Source organism: Arthrobacter sp. CMU6 (genome assembly GCF_059090205.1).
The window spans coordinates 1-17,575 of record NZ_JBNHFL010000026.1; the positions used below are offsets into that span (position 1 = coordinate 1).

Below are 17,575 nucleotides of genomic sequence, written 5' to 3' on the forward strand. Positions count from 1 at the left end.
GGCGGGGGGGACCGGCCGCTACGAAATAAGCTTAAAAAATTATATGTACTAATTAATTTAACATCAACAAAAAAAACCGGGGGGGGGGGGGGGGGGCCCCCCCCACGCCAAGGGGCCCGCGGAATCCCCCTTATTAAGCCCTGCCGCCTTGGTGGAGCTTGTGCGGGGGGATACCTTTAGGAGTAGGTGGCCGAGCCCGTGTTCGGCCCGTGGACAGTGATGTCCACATGGTGAGATGGCAGGTCGCTTCGTTGACACGCTATCCGCCAGAGGGAAAACTGAACGCATGATCGCATTCGTTACCGTCGGCGCCGTCGTCGTACTTACCAAGCGCGTGGCTCCATAGCCCGACTGGTAACGAACTGTCACGCGCAACCCCTCGAAAAGCCATCAGGCTGAGGGGTTTTTTTATTTTCCGGGCGGGACGGAACGTTCAGTTTTTTCTAGCACCACACCAATTCACGATCCACTAAGGAAGAGTTCGATGAGCAAAGGATCGCCCATCAGCCCCTCGCTGATGGCTTCAAAGTCCGCTGGAGCCGCCAAGGCTCCGGAACGCGTCGACAAGCCGGCTGAGGCCGGGGTCGACACTGCTGCAGCCGCCTCTCCTGTCCTTGGGCCGAACAACGTCGTACCCCCGACGGTGATGACCGGCTCAGAAGCAATTGTCCGTTCGCTCGAAGAACTCGGCGTCGACGACATTTTCGGTTTGCCCGGTGGCGCGATCCTGCCCACCTACGACCCCTTGATGGCCTCCAAAATGAACCACGTTCTGGTCCGTCACGAACAGGGAGCCGGCCACGCCGCGCAAGGCTACGCCATGGTCACCGGGCGGGTGGGCGTCTGCATCGCCACCTCTGGCCCGGGTGCCACCAACCTCGTCACCGCCATCATGGATGCGCACATGGATTCCGTTCCGCTCGTGGCCATCACCGGCCAGGTCTCCAGCGGAGTGATCGGCACCGATGCCTTTCAGGAAGCGGACATCGTGGGCATCACCATGCCCATCACCAAGCACTCGTTCCTGGTGACGGACCCCAACGACATTCCCCACGTCATGGCCGAGGCCTTCCACCTCGCCTCGACCGGACGTCCGGGCCCGGTCCTTGTTGACGTCGCCAAGGACGCGCAGCAGGGGCAGATGACCTTCTCCTGGCCGCCCAAGATCGATCTGCCGGGCTACCGCCCCGTGGTCCGCGGCCACAACAAGCAGGTCCGCGAGGCCGCCAAGCTGATCTCCGCCGCCAGCAAGCCCGTGCTCTACGTGGGCGGCGGTGTGGTCAAGGCCCACGCCGCGGCCGAACTCCGCGAGCTGGCCGAACTCACCGGCGCCCCCGTCGTGACCACGCTTATGGCCCGCGGTGTCTTCCCGGATTCGCACCCGCAGCACGTGGGCATGCCCGGCATGCACGGCACCGTCTCGGCCGTGACCGCGCTGCAGCAGGCGGACCTGTTGGTCACCCTGGGCGCGCGTTTTGACGACCGCGTTACCGGCGTCCTGAAGACCTTCGCGCCCAACGCCAAGGTCATCCACGCGGACATCGACCCCGCGGAAATCTCCAAGAACCGCACCGCCGATGTTCCGATCGTGGGCTCCGTGAAGGAGATCATCCCGGAACTAACGGAAGCCGTCCGGACCCAGTTCGGCACCTCCGGAACCCCGGACCTGGCCAACTGGTGGGCCTTCCTGAACAACCTGAAGGAAACCTACCCGCTGGGCTGGACCGAACCCGAGGACGGCCTGACTGCGCCGCAGCGCGTCATCGAGCGTATCGGCGCCCTGACCGGCCCCGAAGGCATCTACGTTGCCGGCGTGGGCCAGCACCAGATGTGGGCTGCGCAGTTCATCAAGTACGAGCGTCCGCACGCCTGGCTGAACTCCGGCGGTGCCGGCACCATGGGCTACGCCGTTCCGGCGGCCATGGGGGCCAAGGTGGGGGAGCCGGACCGTGTGGTCTGGGCCATCGACGGCGACGGCTGCTTCCAGATGACCAACCAGGAGCTGGCCACCTGCGCCATCAACAACATCCCCATCAAGGTTGCTGTGATCAACAACTCCTCGCTGGGCATGGTGCGCCAGTGGCAGACCCTCTTCTACGAGGGCCGCTACTCCAACACCGACTTGAACACCGGCCACGAGACCATCCGGATCCCGGACTTCGTCAAACTCGGCGAGGCCTACGGCTGCGCATCCTTCCGGTGCGAGCGGGCCGAGGACATCGACGCAACAATCCAGAAGGCGCTGGAAATCAATGACCGCCCCGTGGTCATCGACTTCGTGGTCAGCCCCGACTCCATGGTGTGGCCGATGGTGCCCGCCGGGGTCAGCAATGACCAGATCCAGGTTGCCCGCAACATGACCCCGGAATGGGAAGAGGAGGACTGATCATGAGCCGCCACACACTGTCCGTTCTGGTCGAAGACAAGCCCGGTGTGCTGACCCGCGTGGCCAGCCTTTTCGCCCGCCGTGCCTTCAACATCAATTCCCTGGCCGTAGGCCCGACGGAAGTTCCGGGCATCTCCCGGATGACCGTCGTCGTCGACGCCGACGGTGACCTGATCGAACAGGTCACCAAGCAGTTGAACAAGCTGATCAACGTGATCAAGATTGTTGAACTGACCTCCGAATCTTCCGTACAGCGCGACCACATCCTGGTCAAGGTACGTGCGGATGCCGCAACTCGTCTGCAGGTGACCCAGGCTGCAGACCTGTTCCGCGCTTCAGTGGTCGACGTCTCCACAGACTCGGTGGTCATTGAAGCAACTGGCCATCCCGAAAAGCTCACGGCACTGCTTTCAGTGTTGGAGCCCTTCGGTATCCGCGAAATTGTGCAGTCCGGCACCTTGGCCGTTGGACGGGGATCCCGCTCCATGAGTGATCGGGCGCTGCGCTCCGCCTAGGCAGAGTGACTCGCCCGCAAACGCAGCACCGACAAACATCTACAAAAAATCCACTCAAGAGGAGTTACGCAAGTGACTGAAATGTTTTACGACGACGACGCAGACCTGTCGATCATCCAGGGCCGCAAGGTTGCCATTGTCGGCTACGGCTCCCAGGGCCACGCCCACGCGCTGAACCTGCGCGATTCCGGCGTCGAGGTTGTCATTGCCCTCAAGGAAGGCTCCAAGTCCACCGCCAAGGCCGAGGAAGCAGGCTTCCAGGTCAAGAACGTTGCAGACGCCGCCGAATGGGCCGACGTCATCATGATCCTGGCACCGGACCAGCACCAGCGCGCGATCTTCAACGACTCCATCAAGGACAAGCTGACCCCGGGCAAGGCCCTCGCCTTCGCGCACGGCTTCAACATCCGCTTCGGCTACATCCAGGCACCGGAGGGCGTTGACGTCATCCTGGTCGCCCCGAAGGCCCCCGGCCACACGGTTCGCCGCGAGTTCGAAGCCGGCCGCGGCATCCCGGACATCATCGCCGTGGAGCAGGACGCTACCGGTTCCGCCTGGGACCTGGCCAAGTCCTACGCCAAGGCCATTGGCGGCACCCGCGCCGGTGTCATCAAGACCACGTTCACCGAAGAGACCGAAACCGACCTCTTCGGCGAGCAGGCTGTCCTGTGCGGCGGTGTGTCCCAGCTGATCCAGTACGGCTTCGAGACCCTGACCGAAGCCGGCTACCAGCCGCAGATCGCCTACTTCGAGGTGCTCCACGAGCTCAAGCTCATCGTTGACCTCATGTGGGAAGGCGGCATTGCCAAGCAGCGCTGGAGCGTTTCCGACACCGCTGAGTACGGCGACTACGTCTCCGGTCCGCGCGTCATCACCCCCGAGGTGAAGGAAAACATGAAGGCCGTCCTCGCAGACGTCCAGTCCGGTGCCTTCGCCAAGCGCTTCATCGAAGACCAGGACAACGGCGGCGTCGAGTTCAAGGAACTGCGCGCCAAGGCCGAGTCCCACCCGATCGAGGGCGTCGGCCGCGAGCTGCGCTCCCTGTTCTCCTGGCAGCAGCAGGACCAGGACTACATAGAAGGCTCTGCAGCCCGCTAAGGCTGCGCCCTTTACAGCGACGGTGAGGCCGGGTTCACACTTAACAATGTGAGCCCGGCCTTTCCGTACGCCTAGACTTTAGTTACCCCCAGGACTTCAACGCAGAGGATCAGCTGTGTCAAAACCCGTAGTATTGCTTGCCGAAGAACTTTCGCCCGCCACCATTGAGGCCCTTGGCCCGGACTTTGAAATCCGCCAGACCGACGGCGCCGATCGTTCCCAGCTGCTCTCTGCCATCGAGGACGTTGACGCCATCCTGGTCCGCTCCGCCACCAAGGTGGACGCCGAGGCCATCGCCGCTGCGAAGAACCTGAAGGTCATCGCCCGTGCCGGCGTCGGCCTGGACAACGTCGACATCAAGGCCGCCACCCAGGCCGGTGTCATGGTGGTCAACGCCCCGACGTCGAATATCGTTTCCGCCGCGGAACTGACCGTGGGCCACATCCTGAGCCTGGCCCGCCACATCCCGCAGGCCAGCGCTGCCCTGAAGGACGGCGAGTGGAAGCGCTCCAAGTACACCGGCATCGAACTCTTCGAGAAGAAGATCGGCATCATCGGCCTGGGCCGCATCGGCGCCCTGGTGGCCGCCCGCCTGCAGGGTTTCGACACCGAGATCCTCGCGTTCGACCCCTACATCACCTCCGCCCGCGCTGCCCAGCTCGGCGTGAAGCTCGTCACCCTCGACGAGCTGCTGGCACAATCTGACTTCATCACCATCCACATGCCCAAGACGCCGGAAACAGTCGGCATGCTCGGCGCCGACGCCTTCAAAAAAATGAAGAGCACGGCCTACGTGATCAACGTTGCCCGTGGTGGTCTCGTGGACGAGGAAGCCCTCTACACCGCGCTGCAGGACGGCCAGATTGCCGGCGCCGCCGTGGACGTCTTCGTCCAGGAGCCCAGCACCGACCTGCCGTTCTTCAAGCTGGACAATGTTGTGGTGACCCCGCACCTGGGCGCATCAACCGATGAGGCACAGGAAAAGGCCGGCGTCTCCGTCGCGAAGTCCGTCCGCCTCGCCCTTGCCGGGGAGCTGGTTCCGGATGCCGTGAACGTCGCCGGCGGCGTGATCGCCCCGGACGTCCGTCCCGGCATCCCGCTGATCGAGAAGCTGGGCCGCATCTTCACGGCGCTGACCCACGCCTCCGTAACCCAGATCGACATTGAGGTGGCCGGTGAAATCGCCGCGCTCGACGTCAAGGTTCTGGAGCTCGCCGCCCTCAAAGGGATCTTCGCCGATATCGTCACCGAGCAGGTGTCCTACGTCAACGCGCCCGTGATCGCCGAGCAGCGCGGCATCAACGTTCGCCTCATCACCACCCCTGAGGCCGAGGACTACCGCAACGTGCTCACGCTGCGCGGCGCCCTGAGCGACGGCACCCAGATCTCCGTGGCCGGCACCCTGACCGGTCCCAAGCAGGTCCAGAAGCTCGTCGGCGTGAACGGCTACGACGTCGAGATTCCCATCAGCGAACACCTCGTTGTGGTTTCCTACGCCGACCGTCCCGGCGTCATCGGCACCATCGGCCACATCCTGGGCATGAACAACATCAACATCGGCGGCATGCAGGTGGCACGGAACGCGGAGGGCGGCCAGGTCCTGGCGCTGCTCACCATCGACAGCTCCGTCCCGCAGCAGGTGCTGGACGCCATCAAGGCCGGCATCGGAGCCGAGATGGTGCGCGAAGTGGACCTCGAGGACTAGTCCGACGAGCGCTGGCCGGCAACGGCCACGTCCCCAACGCGGGGTGAACTCCAGTGTCCCCTGGAGTTCACCCCGGCCAAGTATGATTGGCCGGTCTGCGTACAATAGCTAGGTTCGAATTTAAGGATCCAGCCGGCAGGCCGGCCAATACTTTTTGCACGTCCGCAAGGGACACCTCCACATTCTGCGGTCATCGTGGCGTGCGCACGCAATCCAGGTTTCAGGGAGCCCAATGAACGCCGTCCAGAGGTTCATCAGAAGCAAAGTGCTGCTGCTGACCGCTGCAATTCTGATCTTCGCCATGTGCCTGTCCGTCCTCGTCCAGACCCAGTCGCAGGCAGCGCTGAACCGGACCGTGGACCAGAACTCGCGCGGCCTCTACGACATCCTGGTCCAGGCCAAGGCGGGCTCGGACGGTACGCTCATGCAGCCCGAGATTGCCACCGGGCAGGGCGGCATCAGCTTCGACCAGCTGCAGAAGATCCGGGATCTGTCCCGCACTTCTGTTGCCGCTCCCATCAGCCTGGTCTCGCGCGTGACGCAAAACCTTGAGACCCCGCGCCTGGAGGCCATGGACTACCTGGGCTTCAACGCCGGACTCGTCGGCACGGCGACCGCCGGGCAGCCCGGCGGCACGGACCCCAGCAAGTGGCCGGAAGCGCAGTCCGTACTCAGCGACACCCCCAAGAAGTACCGCCTGACAGCCAGCGCCACCAGCTCCGACGGTTCCTCGCAGCACACCCTCTTCAAGTCCACGGCCGAGGGCACCCTCGGCAAGGGCAAGCTCGTGGAGCAGCAGGTCGAGGGAGGCAACAGCATCCAGATCGCCGGTCCCCAAGGCGAGACCGGGATCAAGTTCCCGGCCCCGGCAGGTGGGTCAGAGCACAACCTGTTCAACCTCACCGTCGCCCTGCCCTTGGCTCCGGAGGTCACGGAGTCCGTGGTCGCCGTCGACCCCGTTTCCGAGCGTGCCCTGCTGGGCACCGCCGGTGACTTCCTGTCGCCCCTGGAGAAGGCGCCGCCGGCCGACGCCCGCAGCGCCGAGGCGGTCGGCCAGCACCTGGAGAGCCTCTTCACCACCGGCATTGGCATGAAGGAACTCGAGGAGGGCCCTGACTTCCTCGGTGTGAAGCTCAAGTACTGGGCCCCCATCATGACCCAGTACCAGCAGGCCAAGCGCAACGGGCAGCTCACCGAGGACTCCCAGGCCATCCCGCTGATCGTCCGCTCCGGCACGTCGGTAGACCTGAAGTACTCCGTGAAAATCGAGGAGATCGACGACTCCGGGAACGTGGTCAAGGAAGTCGGCACCGCCGAGCGTTCCCTGGACAAGGACTACCTGCCCTTCGTCTCCAAGTCGCCCTTCGCGCTGTCCTGGCCGGGGTCCACGGACTACTCCAAACTGCTGGGCAACTCGGCGAACTTCAGCCGCGGCCTTTACAGCCCGGCAACCTGGAGCACCAACTTCGCCTCCGCCCCCAAGTACTCGGACGGCTCTACTGCGGGCAACGGTGCCGAGGACAAGACCGCCACCCCCGGCGAGTGGGTCACGGTGAACCGCCTGCCGGAGAAGAGCGCCAACGGCGAGGCCGTGGACCAGACCCAGCGCAACCCCGTGGACGAGCGCTCCTACCGGGAGAACCTCGAAACGGGCAAGAAGCTGGCTACTCCGCTCGCCATGGTCTACGGCACCTTCGATCCTGCCGCGGTCCAGGAAGCAGCCGGCGACGTCAACCGGCTCCCGCTCGGCGGCTACGATCCCACCCCCATGACACTGACCAAGGACGCGCAGGGCAAGGACGTTGACACCGCACTCAAGCCCTCCCTGAGCGCCACCGGACTCGTCAGCCAGTCGGCCGGCGCCATCACCGACTACTACGGCCTGGCCGCTGCGCGCGGCTACGAGAAGAACGCCTCCGTCATCGACGCTGTCCGCGTCCGCGCCAGCGCCGCCGGCAGCTGGAAGCAGGTCCAGCCCGAGGTGGACAAACTCGCCGCCGAGATCCGGGACATGGGGCTCGAAGCCACCGTTGTGGCCGGTTCTGCCCGCGAGGACGCCAACATCTTCGTTCCCGGCTATTCCAAGGACGACGCCGGCAAGGAATCCCCGCTGGGAACCGTCCAGCAGTCGTGGGTCAGGCAGAACGCCGCCGACGCTGTGGCCGGCTCCCTGACGGCGACGAACCTGACGCTGCTGTTCCTGACACTGTGCGGTGCCGCGCTGCTGACCGGCGCCTCGACTGTCAGCTACGTGCGGCTGCGCCGCAGCGAAGCCGGCACGCTGCGCGCCATGGGCTGGACCCAGCGCCGCATCCGCTCCTGGGTGCTGGAGGAGTTCGCCGTCGGCGCCGCACTGCTGGCCGTGGCCGGCATAGTGCTCAGCCTCGTGAGTTGGAACATCGCCACGGCCATCGTCTCGGCGTCCGTGCTGGTCCTGTACCTGGGCGCGGCGTTCTTCGCCGCCCAGCAGCTCCGGCATCGCGAGGTAGTCGACCAGGAGCCGCAGCACGACGAAAAGCTCATCGCCGTCGACTCGCCGCTGACCTTCGCCAACCGGCAGCTGAGCACGCACCGCTTCAACGCCATCTCGCTGGCCGTTGCGGTTGGTGTGTTCGGCTCGGCAGTCGGGGGCCTGATCGCACTGCTGATCGACATTCCGCGTGCCGCCGGCGCAAGCGCCCTCAGTGGCCTGGCCGCCGCCAGCGTGGCCCTGCCGAGCATCGTCCTTGGCCTGTCCGGCGTGGCTGTGGGCCTTCTGCTCACCCTGGTGACCGGGCGCTTCGAGCTCAAGGCCAAACGCCGGTACCTCGGCACCCTGCAGGCCATGGGCTGGAATCCGGACATGCTGGGCCAGGTCCGCTTCTTCGAGAATGCCCTCGTGGGTGCCTTTGCTGTGCCGCTAGGCATCCTGGGTGCACTGGGCATCGGCCTTGTTCTTGCCCCCTACGCCGCGCTGTGGGCCGCAGTGGCCGGTCTCGTGGCGGTTCTTTGCTGGATTCCGATTGCAACGAAAGTGGTCAAATGACTAACGACCTGAACCTTCGCCGCGCCCGCGGGAACAACGAAGGCGAGACCCCTGCCCAGACCCGGGCCAACACCATCGTCAAGGAGGCCGACCACGCCACCCCGCTGGAGCTGAGCAACATCACCATCCGCTATGGCGGAGGCAAGAACGGGTCCGACGCCGTCAGCGTCGTGGACGGCTTTGACCTCACCCTGAGCGCCGGTGAGATGCATTGTGTGGCCGGCCGAAGCGGCTCGGGCAAGACCAGCATCCTGACCGTCGGAGCGGGCCTGACCCTGCCGACGTCGGGCCGGGTGCTGTGGGAGGGCGATTCCCTGGAAACCATGAGCGATGACGAGATCGCCGACCGGCGCCGGGCACTGATCGGCTACGTTGACCAGGGCGGAGCACTGATCGACGGCATGAGCGCGCTCGAAAACGTCCTGCTCCCCGCGGTGCCGGACGGCGAGGTGGAGCAGCGGCGCGAGATGGCCAAGGACCTGCTGGACCTCGTGGGCCTCGGACGCCGCATGCGGCACCGTCCCGAGCAGCTCTCCGGCGGTGAGCGCCAGCGCGTCGCCATCGCCCGCGCCCTGATCCTGGGCACCCGGGTCCTGGTGGTGGACGAGCCCACGGCGAGCCTGGACAGGGCCTCCGCCAACCGCATCATCAGCATCCTCAAGGACACAACGTCCGACGGCATCGCAGTCCTCGTGGCGTCACATGACCACGAACTGGTCCGGCTGAGCGATACGCTGACCGAACTGATCTAGATCCATCCCTCCGCATAAAGGTAACGTTCCGCCCGTGACTTCCTCAGACAAGAGCCCCTTCTACATCACTACGGCCATCACCTACCCGAACGGCGTGCCGCACATCGGCCACGCCTACGAGTACATCGCCACCGATGCGATGGCCAGGTTCAAGCGGCTCGACGGCTATGACGTGAAGTTCCTGACCGGCACCGACGAGCACGGGCTGAAGATTGCTCAGACCGCGGAGAAGGAAGGCATCTCACCGAAGGAACTGGTGGATCGGAACGCGGAAATCTACAAGGCCGCGCACGCCGCCCTCGGCATCACCTACGACCGGTTCATCCGCACCACGGACGCGGACCACTACACCGCCTCGCAGGCCATCTGGAAGAAGATGGAAGCCAACGGCGACATCTACTTGTCCAAATACGAGGGCTGGTACTCCGTGCGGGACGAGGCCTACTACGGTGAAGATGACACTGTGGTCAAGGAGGACGGCGCCCGGTACACCAAGGAGACCGACACCCCGGTGACCTGGACTGCCGAGGAAAGCTACTTCTTCCGGTTGTCCGCCTACCAGGACAAGCTGCTGGCCCTATACGAGGCGCAGCCGGAATTCGGCGCGCCGCAGTCCCGCTTCAACGAGGTCATCAGCTTCGTCAGGCGCGGCCTCGAGGACCTGTCCATCAGCCGCACCACCTTCGACTGGGGCGTCCCCGTCCCCGGCGACGAAAAGCACGTCATGTATGTGTGGGTCGACGCACTGACCAACTACCTCACGGGCGCCGGCTACCCGGACGTCGAATCGGAGTCGTTCAAGAGGTACTGGCCCGCCGACGTCCACATCATCGGCAAGGACATCTCGCGCTTCCACGCCATCTACTGGCCGGCCTTCCTCATGAGCGCGGGCCTGGAACTGCCGAAGCGGGTGATGATCCACGGGTTCCTGCACAACAACGGCGTCAAGATGTCCAAGTCCCTGGGCAACGTCGTTGCTCCGGCTGATTTCGTCGCCCAGTACGGCCTGGACCAGGTCCGCTTCTTCTTCCTGCGCGAGGTTCCGTTCGGCGCCGACGGCAGCTACAACCATGAGGCCATCGTGGGCCGGATGAACTCCGACCTGGCGAACAACTTCGGAAACCTCGCCCAGCGCTCACTGTCCATGGTGGCCAAGAACTGCGATGGCCGGGTCCCTGTGCCGGGCGCGTTCACGGACGCGGACACCGCAATCCTGGGACAGGCCAATGCGCTGCTTGAGCAGGCACGTGCGGCCTTCGAAAAGCAGGAGTTCAGCCGCGCCCTCGAGGCAATCTGGACGGTGCTGGGGGACACGAACGCGTACTTCGCCGAACAGGCCCCCTGGGTGCTGCGGAAGACCGACGTCGAACGCATGCAGACCGTGCTGTACGTGACCCTCGAGGTGCTGCGGATCGTCTCGATCCTCGCCCAGCCGGTCATGCCCACGGCCACCGCCGCCCTGCTCGGGTACCTCGGCCAGCCGGAAGGTGCCGCCCGGGAGTTCGCGGCCATTGCGACGCCGATCGCCGCGGGCACGGAACTGCCCGCCCCGGCACCGGTGTTCCCGAAGTACGAGGAACCTGTGGACGCCTAGAAAGCGCCGGGCCGGGGTGACCGAATAATGAGACGGCTTGACCAGAATGTGGATGGCTTGGCTACGCTGAAAATATGAGCGCATCTACCATCAATCTCGCTGTCATCCCGGGCGACGGCATCGGCCCGGAGGTCACCGCCGAAGCCCTGAAGGTTCTGGAGAAGGTCGTGGCGGCTGAGGGCGTCACCCTTGACCAGACCCACTACGAGCTCGGTGCCCAGCACTGGCTTGAGACCGGCGAGACCCTCCCGGATGCCGTCCTCGAGGATCTGAAGACGCGAGACGCCATCCTCTTCGGCGCCATCGGTGCAGCTCCCGGGGACACCCGCATCCCGTCCGGGCTGATCGAACGCGAGCTGCTCCTCAAGCTGCGCTTCAGCCTGGACCACTACGTCAACCTGCGCCCCTCCCGGCTGTACGGCACGGTGGGCAGCCCTCTGGCTGAACCGGGCAACATCGACTTCATCGTCGTCCGTGAAGGCACCGAGGGTCCCTACGTGGGCAACGGCGGCACCCTGCGCGGCGGCACGCCGCACGAGGTGGCCACCGAGGTTTCGCTGAACACGGCCCACGGCGTGGAGCGCGTTGTCCGGGATGCGTTCCGCCGGGCCAACGAGCGCCCGCGCAAGAAGCTGACCCTGGTCCACAAGCACAACGTGCTGGTCTTTGCCGGCCACCTGTGGAAGCGCACTGTCGAGGCCCTGGCCCAGGAATTCCCCGAGGTCACCCACGACTACCTGCACATCGATGCCGCGACCATCTTCATGGTCACCGATCCCGCCCGCTTCGACGTCATCGTCACCGACAACCTCTTTGGCGACATCATCACCGACCTTGCTGCCGCCGTCACCGGCGGAATCGGACTGGCGGCCTCGGGCAACATCAACATGGACCGGACGGCGCCGTCGATGTTTGAACCCGTCCACGGTTCCGCACCCGACATCGCCGGCCAGCAGAAGGCGGACCCCACCGCGGCCATCCTGTCCGCAGCCCTCCTGCTGGAGCACCTGGGCTACTCCAACGCGGCCCGGCGGATCGAGTCCGCGGTGGTGGCCGATGTCGAAAGCCGCAACGGCGAAGTGCGCAGCACAAGCGCCATTGGCGACGCCATTGCGGCGGCCGTTTAGCCTCCGCCAGCAGGCGTAAGCTTGACCTGAATTACCAATTCGCTGCCGTGGTCCGATGCTGAACCACGTTCAGATGCCAGGCAGCCGACCGTGGAGGAACCATGACTCAGACTGCCCATGGCGTCGAATTCACCCAGCAGCTCTCGGCCACCCCGAAGTCTGCTGAAGAGCGTGCAGCCATCCTGGCGAACCCAGGCTTTGGCGACCACTTCACCGACCACACTGCGATTGTTGACTACACGGTCGACGCCAGCGGCCAGGGCGGATGGCATGATGCGCGGATCGAGGCCTACGGACCCATCATGCTGGACCCGTCCGCCGCGGTGCTGCACTACGGGCAGGAAATCTTCGAGGGTCTGAAGGCCTACCGTCACGCTGACGGTTCCATCTGGAGCTTCCGGCCGGAGGCCAACGCCGCCCGGATGAACAAGTCCGCCCGCCGGCTCGCGCTTCCGGAGATTCCGGCCGAATACTTCCTCGGCGCCATCCGCGAGCTCGTGGCGGTGGATAAGGAATGGGTTCCCGCCGGCGACGGCGAGGCCCTGTACCTGCGCCCGTTCATGATCGCCACCGAGGCGTTCCTGGGTGTGCGGGCAGCCCGAGAGGTCTCGTTCCGCGTCATTGCCTCGCCAGCCGGAAACTACTTCGGCGGAGAGCTCAAGCCGATTTCGATCTGGATTTCACGCGAATACGCCCGGGCAGGCCGGGGCGGTACCGGAGCCGCGAAGTGCGGCGGCAACTACGCTGCCTCACTCATCGCGCAGCAGGAGGCCGAGGCCAACGGCTGCAAGCAGGTGCTGTTCCTGGACCAGTTCAACGACAACGCCGTTGAGGAACTGGGCGGCATGAACGTCTTCTTCGTCATGAAGGACGGCTCGCTGGTCACCCCCGCGCTGAGCGGCACCATCCTCGAGGGCGTGACCCGCTCATCGATCATCCAGGTGGCCAAGGACATGGGCCGTGAGGTGACCGAACGGAAGATCACCCTGGACGAATGGCGCGACGGTGTTGCCTCCGGCGACATCGCCGAGGTGTTCGCCTGCGGCACGGCTGCCGTTATCACTCCCATCGGTGTCCTGAAGGATGCTACGGAATTCATTGGCTCGGAGGACGCAAAGGCCGGCGAGACCACCATGGCCATCCGCGCGCATCTGCTCGGGATCCAGACCGGCACCGTGGAGGACACCCACGGCTGGCTGACCCGGCTCGCCTGAGCCGCTTCGGGCGGATAACCACAAAAGCGAACGACGGCGCGTGGCCGGCTGGGCTGTTTCGGCAGCTCACCGGCCGCCCGCCGTCGTTCTCTCCCTATTTGGCCAGGTGATCCCGGATGACAGAATGAAACCCGTGAGCCAGCACATCACCAGCGCCTTTGCCAGCAGCAGCCCGCTGACGCGGTTCCGCCTCGCGCCGAACCCGGGGCCGATGAGCCTGGAGGGGACCAACTCCTACGTCGTCGGGGAGCAGGGCCACGGGGCGGTGGTGGTGGTTGATCCGGGGCCGTTGGACGAGGCGCACCTTCAGGCGCTGGCGGCCGCCGGACCCGTGGAGCTGATCCTGGTCACGCACCGGCACGCGGACCACACTGCCGGCTCGGCCCGGCTCGCCCAAATCACGGGCGCGCCCGTCCGGGCCGCCGCTGCCGAGCATTGCCATGGGGGAGCCGTGCTGCAACCGGGGGAGACCATTGCGGCCGGCGGCACCGAGATCCGGGTGGTGTCCACCCCCGGTCACACCTCCGACTCCCTCTGTTTCCACCTGCCACTCGACGGACCCGCCGGCTCGGTGCTGACCGGCGACACCATCCTGGGCCGGGGCACCACCGTGCTTGACCACCCGGACGGCACGCTGGCGGACTACCTCGCCTCCCTGGACCGGCTGGAGCGGCTGGGACCGGCTACCGTCCTGCCGGCCCACGGCCCCGTCCTGCCGGCGCTGGACGCGGTGGTGCGCGCCTACCGGGACCACCGCCTGGACCGGCTGGCCCAGATCCGGGCGGCCCTCGCCGGCCTCGGCCCGGACGCCGCCGTAGGCGAGGTCACCAGCGTTGTTTATGCCGACGTCGATCCTTCTGTCCGGGGCGCCGCGGAGAATTCCGTCGCGGCACAGCTGGAATACCTGCGCCTCCTGAGGGAGATGGGCTGAGACTGTAGGCTTGGACCCATGCGTATTGCCCGGTTTGTAGTCGATTCTGATCCCCTTTACGGCGTTGTTGAAGGCCAGCCCGGCAGTGAGGAAATCACTGTCATCAACGGCGATCCGTTCTTCAATGGCGTGGAACGCACCTCCGTGCGGCACAAGCTGGAGGACGTCCGCCTGCTGGCGCCCATCATCCCGCGCAGCAAGGTGATCGGCGTGGGGCGCAACTTTGTGGAGCACGCGCACGAACTCGGCAATGAGGTGCCCCAGCAGCCGCTGCTGTTCCTGAAGCCCAACACCTCCGTCGTGGGCCCGAACGATCCCGTGGTTCTGCCGGAGTTCTCCGAGGAGGTCTCCTTCGAGGCGGAGCTGTGCGTCGTCATTGGCCGCATCTGCAAGGACGTTCCGGAAGAGCGTGCCGACGACGTGATCTTCGGTTACACCTGCGGCAACGACCTCACCGCCCGCGACGTGCAAAAGACAGACCTCCAGTGGGCGCGCGCCAAAGGCTTCGATACCTCCGCTCCGCTTGGTCCGTGGATCGAGACCGAACTCGATCCCGAGGACCTGTCCATCAAAGGCCGGCTCAATGGCGAACTCCGCCAGGACGGCAGCACCGCCCAGATGATCCGCGGCGTCCGCGAATTGGTTTCCATCGTCTCCAGCGCTTTCACGCTGCTGCCCGGTGACGTCATCATGACCGGCACGCCGGCCGGCGTCGGCCTCGTCCAGGCCGGGGACCGGTACGAAGTGGAGATCGAGGGCATCGGCCGGCTGTCGAACCCGGTAGTCCGCCGCTAGCCGGCGACGCGGCGGCCCGGGCGGGAACCGGTCCGCAAGGCGGGAACCGGTCCGCAACGCGGGAGCCCTGTCAGCGCGGGCAGGGGCAGGGGTGCCCGGTTGGTAAAGTTGGTATCACTATGACTACCCCCTCCGCCGCGCCTGCTGCCATTCCTGCCGTCACCGCCGAAACGCCTGTCCGTGTCCGCTTCTGCCCGTCACCGACGGGCACCCCGCATGTCGGGCTGATCCGCACGGCGCTGTTCAACTGGGCCTACGCCCGCCACACCGGCGGGAAGATGATCTTCCGCATCGAGGACACCGACTCGGCACGCGACAGCGAGGAAAGCTACCACCAGCTGCTGGATGCCCTGAAGTGGCTCGGCATCGACTGGGACGAGGGCGTGGAGGTCGGCGGGCCCCACGAGCCATACCGCCAGTCGCAGCGCAGCGAGCTGTACCAGGACGTCATCGCCAAGCTCCGGGCAGGCGGCCATATCTACGAGTCCTATTCGACTCCTGACGAGATCGAAGCGCGCCACCGTGCCGCCGGGCGGGACCCGAAGCTCGGCTACGACGGCTTTGACCGCGACCTCAGCGACGAACAGGTGGCCGCGTTCAAGGCCGAGGGCCGGCAGGCCGTGCTGCGGCTGCGGATGCCGGACGAGGACATCACGTTCACCGACCTCGTCCGTGGCGAGATCACGTTCAAGGCCGGTTCAGTCCCGGACTTCGCCGTGGTGCGGGCCAACGGGGCTCCGCTCTACACGCTGGTCAACCCCGTCGACGACGCCCTCATGGGCATCACCCACGTTCTCCGCGGCGAGGACCTGCTCAGCTCCACGCCGCGGCAGATCGCCCTCTACCGTGCGCTCTACGCGGTAGGCGTGGCGGAATACATGCCGGAGTTCGGGCACCTGCCCTATGTCATGGGCCAGGGCAACAAGAAGCTTTCCAAGCGCGACCCGGAATCGAGCCTCTTCCTGCACCGGGAGCGCGGCTTCATCCCCGAGGGGCTGCTCAACTACCTTTCACTGCTCGGCTGGTCCCTGAGCGCCGATGAGGACGTCTTTACGGTGGAACAGCTGGTGAAGAACTTCGATATCCACGACGTCCTGGCCAACCCGGCCCGCTTCGACCTCAAGAAGGCCGAAGCGATCAACGGAACACACGTCCGGCTGCTTGACCCTGCGGTCTTCCGCGAGCGGCTGGTCCCGTACCTCCGGCACGCCGGCCTTGTCGGGGAAATCCTCACCGACCGCCAGGAGGAAATCCTGACGGAATCCGCGCCGCTGGTCCAGGAGCGGATCACCCTTCTCGGCGAAGCCCCGGAGATGCTGGCGTTTCTGTTCAAGTCCGACGACGCGATCGACGTCGCCGACGACGCCCGCAAGGGCCTGCCGGCGAACGTCACCGAGGTTCTCGACGCGGCACTGGCCGCGCTCGCGCCGATCGACGACTGGAACGCCGAAAACATCCAGTCCGCGCTGAAGCAGGCCCTGGTGGAGGACCTGGGGATCAAGCCCCGGCTCGCGTTCGGCCCCGTGCGCACCGCGATCTCGGGCCGCCGGATCTCCCCGCCGCTGTTCGAGTCCATGGTCGTCCTGGGCAAGGAATCGTCCCTGGCGCGCCTGCGCGCTTTCCGCGGCTGATGTCGCATCCCGCAGCGGAAACCGCCGTCCTGTCCCGAGACCTCGGGGCGGTCAGCGGTGTCCTGTTCGACATTGACGACACCCTGGTGGACCTTGCCTACGCCATGACCACGGCGCTGCGGGACGCCAGCGAACACCTCCTGCCCGGCCTGGACCAGGCCGGGTGGGAGAAGGTGGGGCGGATCTTCACGCACGAGACAACCCACTACTACGACCGCTACCTCGCGGGCGAGCTGACCTTCAACGAGCAGCGGCTGCTCCGGGGCCGCGCAGCCCTGGGGCACTTCGGCGTCGAAATGGGCGAGGGGGAGGAGTCACACAACTGGCTCAGCACCTACTCGCGGCTGCAACCCAGCTATGTCAGGGCCTTTGAGGACGTCCTGCCGTTCCTCGACGCCCTGGACCAGGCGGGAATTCCCTACGGGGCCGTGAGCAACAACGTGCACGACTATCAGCGGGTAAAGCTGGACAGCGCCGGCCTGGAACGCATCCGTTTCCTCGTGGGCACCGATACTGTCGGTGTCCCCAAGCCGGATCCCGCCATCTACCTCGAAGGCGTCCGGCTGATCGGCAGCACCCCTGCCTCCACGCTCTACATCGGGGATAACCGGCTCCTGGACGCTGAGGGCTCGACGGCGGCAGGACTGTTGGGCATCTGGCTGAACCGCAGCGGGGAGCAGGCTCCCGGTTTCCAGGGGCAGGAGATCACTTCCCTGCTGGAACTGCTGGCGCTGCCGGCCGGTTCCAGCTAGTCGTCCGCATCCGTTGCCTGCGCCCGCCACGGCGTTCTGAGAGTGTGGCG

The 17,575-nt window shown here is 65.7% G+C and carries 13 protein-coding genes; all 13 read left to right on the forward strand.

Annotated features, from left to right (window positions below; all coding sequences use genetic code 11):
• Positions 1 to 484: 484 nt before the first annotated feature.
• On the forward strand, positions 485 to 2,386 hold the full coding sequence (locus AC5RWD_RS17165) for an acetolactate synthase large subunit (RefSeq protein WP_494021173.1): 1,902 nt from the start codon (positions 485 to 487) through the stop codon (positions 2,384 to 2,386).
• Between the two features lie 2 nt (positions 2,387 to 2,388).
• Positions 2,389 to 2,901: an acetolactate synthase small subunit gene (gene ilvN / locus AC5RWD_RS17170; RefSeq protein ID WP_050054685.1), complete on the forward strand. Its 513-nt coding sequence runs from the start codon at positions 2,389 to 2,391 to the stop codon at positions 2,899 to 2,901.
• A 72-nt stretch (positions 2,902 to 2,973) separates the two neighbouring features.
• The gene (gene ilvC, locus AC5RWD_RS17175) at positions 2,974 to 3,999 is read left to right on the forward strand and encodes a ketol-acid reductoisomerase (RefSeq protein WP_494021174.1); all 1,026 of its coding nucleotides are present in this window, start codon (positions 2,974 to 2,976) and stop codon (positions 3,997 to 3,999) included.
• A 115-nt stretch (positions 4,000 to 4,114) separates the two neighbouring features.
• Positions 4,115 to 5,704 (forward strand): phosphoglycerate dehydrogenase, encoded by a 1,590-nt coding sequence (serA, locus tag AC5RWD_RS17180; protein ID WP_494021175.1) that lies wholly within the window; start codon positions 4,115 to 4,117, stop codon positions 5,702 to 5,704.
• A gap of 232 nt (positions 5,705 to 5,936) precedes the next feature.
• Positions 5,937 to 8,729 carry an ABC transporter permease gene (locus AC5RWD_RS17185; protein ID WP_494021176.1) on the forward strand — a complete coding sequence of 931 codons (2,793 nt, stop codon included), beginning with the start codon at positions 5,937 to 5,939 and terminating at the stop codon, positions 8,727 to 8,729.
• Positions 8,726 to 9,481, forward strand: coding sequence for an ABC transporter ATP-binding protein (locus AC5RWD_RS17190; RefSeq protein WP_494021177.1), 756 nt, complete (start codon positions 8,726 to 8,728; stop codon positions 9,479 to 9,481). Before AC5RWD_RS17185 ends, AC5RWD_RS17190 begins: the two co-directional genes overlap by 4 nt.
• Before the next feature lie 34 nt (positions 9,482 to 9,515).
• Positions 9,516 to 11,075: a methionine--tRNA ligase gene (gene metG, locus AC5RWD_RS17195; protein WP_494021178.1), complete on the forward strand. Its 1,560-nt coding sequence runs from the start codon at positions 9,516 to 9,518 to the stop codon at positions 11,073 to 11,075.
• Positions 11,076 to 11,149: 74 nt separating this feature from the next.
• Positions 11,150 to 12,202, forward strand: a complete 1,053-nt coding sequence (locus tag AC5RWD_RS17200) for a 3-isopropylmalate dehydrogenase (protein ID WP_494021179.1) — start codon at positions 11,150 to 11,152, stop codon at positions 12,200 to 12,202.
• 101 nt (positions 12,203 to 12,303) lie between these two features.
• Entirely contained in the window at positions 12,304 to 13,416 is a 1,113-nt protein-coding gene (locus AC5RWD_RS17205) for a branched-chain amino acid aminotransferase (protein ID WP_494021180.1), read from the forward strand.
• Between the two features lie 133 nt (positions 13,417 to 13,549).
• Positions 13,550 to 14,347 carry an MBL fold metallo-hydrolase gene (locus AC5RWD_RS17210; protein WP_494021181.1) on the forward strand — a complete coding sequence of 266 codons (798 nt, stop codon included), beginning with the start codon at positions 13,550 to 13,552 and terminating at the stop codon, positions 14,345 to 14,347.
• An 18-nt stretch (positions 14,348 to 14,365) separates the two neighbouring features.
• Positions 14,366 to 15,142, forward strand: a complete 777-nt coding sequence (locus AC5RWD_RS17215; protein WP_377989844.1) for a fumarylacetoacetate hydrolase family protein — start codon at positions 14,366 to 14,368, stop codon at positions 15,140 to 15,142.
• Between the two features lie 119 nt (positions 15,143 to 15,261).
• Positions 15,262 to 16,773, forward strand: a complete 1,512-nt coding sequence (gene gltX, locus AC5RWD_RS17220) for a glutamate--tRNA ligase (RefSeq protein WP_494021182.1) — start codon at positions 15,262 to 15,264, stop codon at positions 16,771 to 16,773.
• Positions 16,773 to 17,525 (forward strand): HAD family hydrolase, encoded by a 753-nt coding sequence (locus tag AC5RWD_RS17225; protein ID WP_494021183.1) that lies wholly within the window; start codon positions 16,773 to 16,775, stop codon positions 17,523 to 17,525. Before gltX ends, AC5RWD_RS17225 begins: the two co-directional genes overlap by 1 nt.
• Positions 17,526 to 17,575 lie beyond the last annotated feature (50 nt).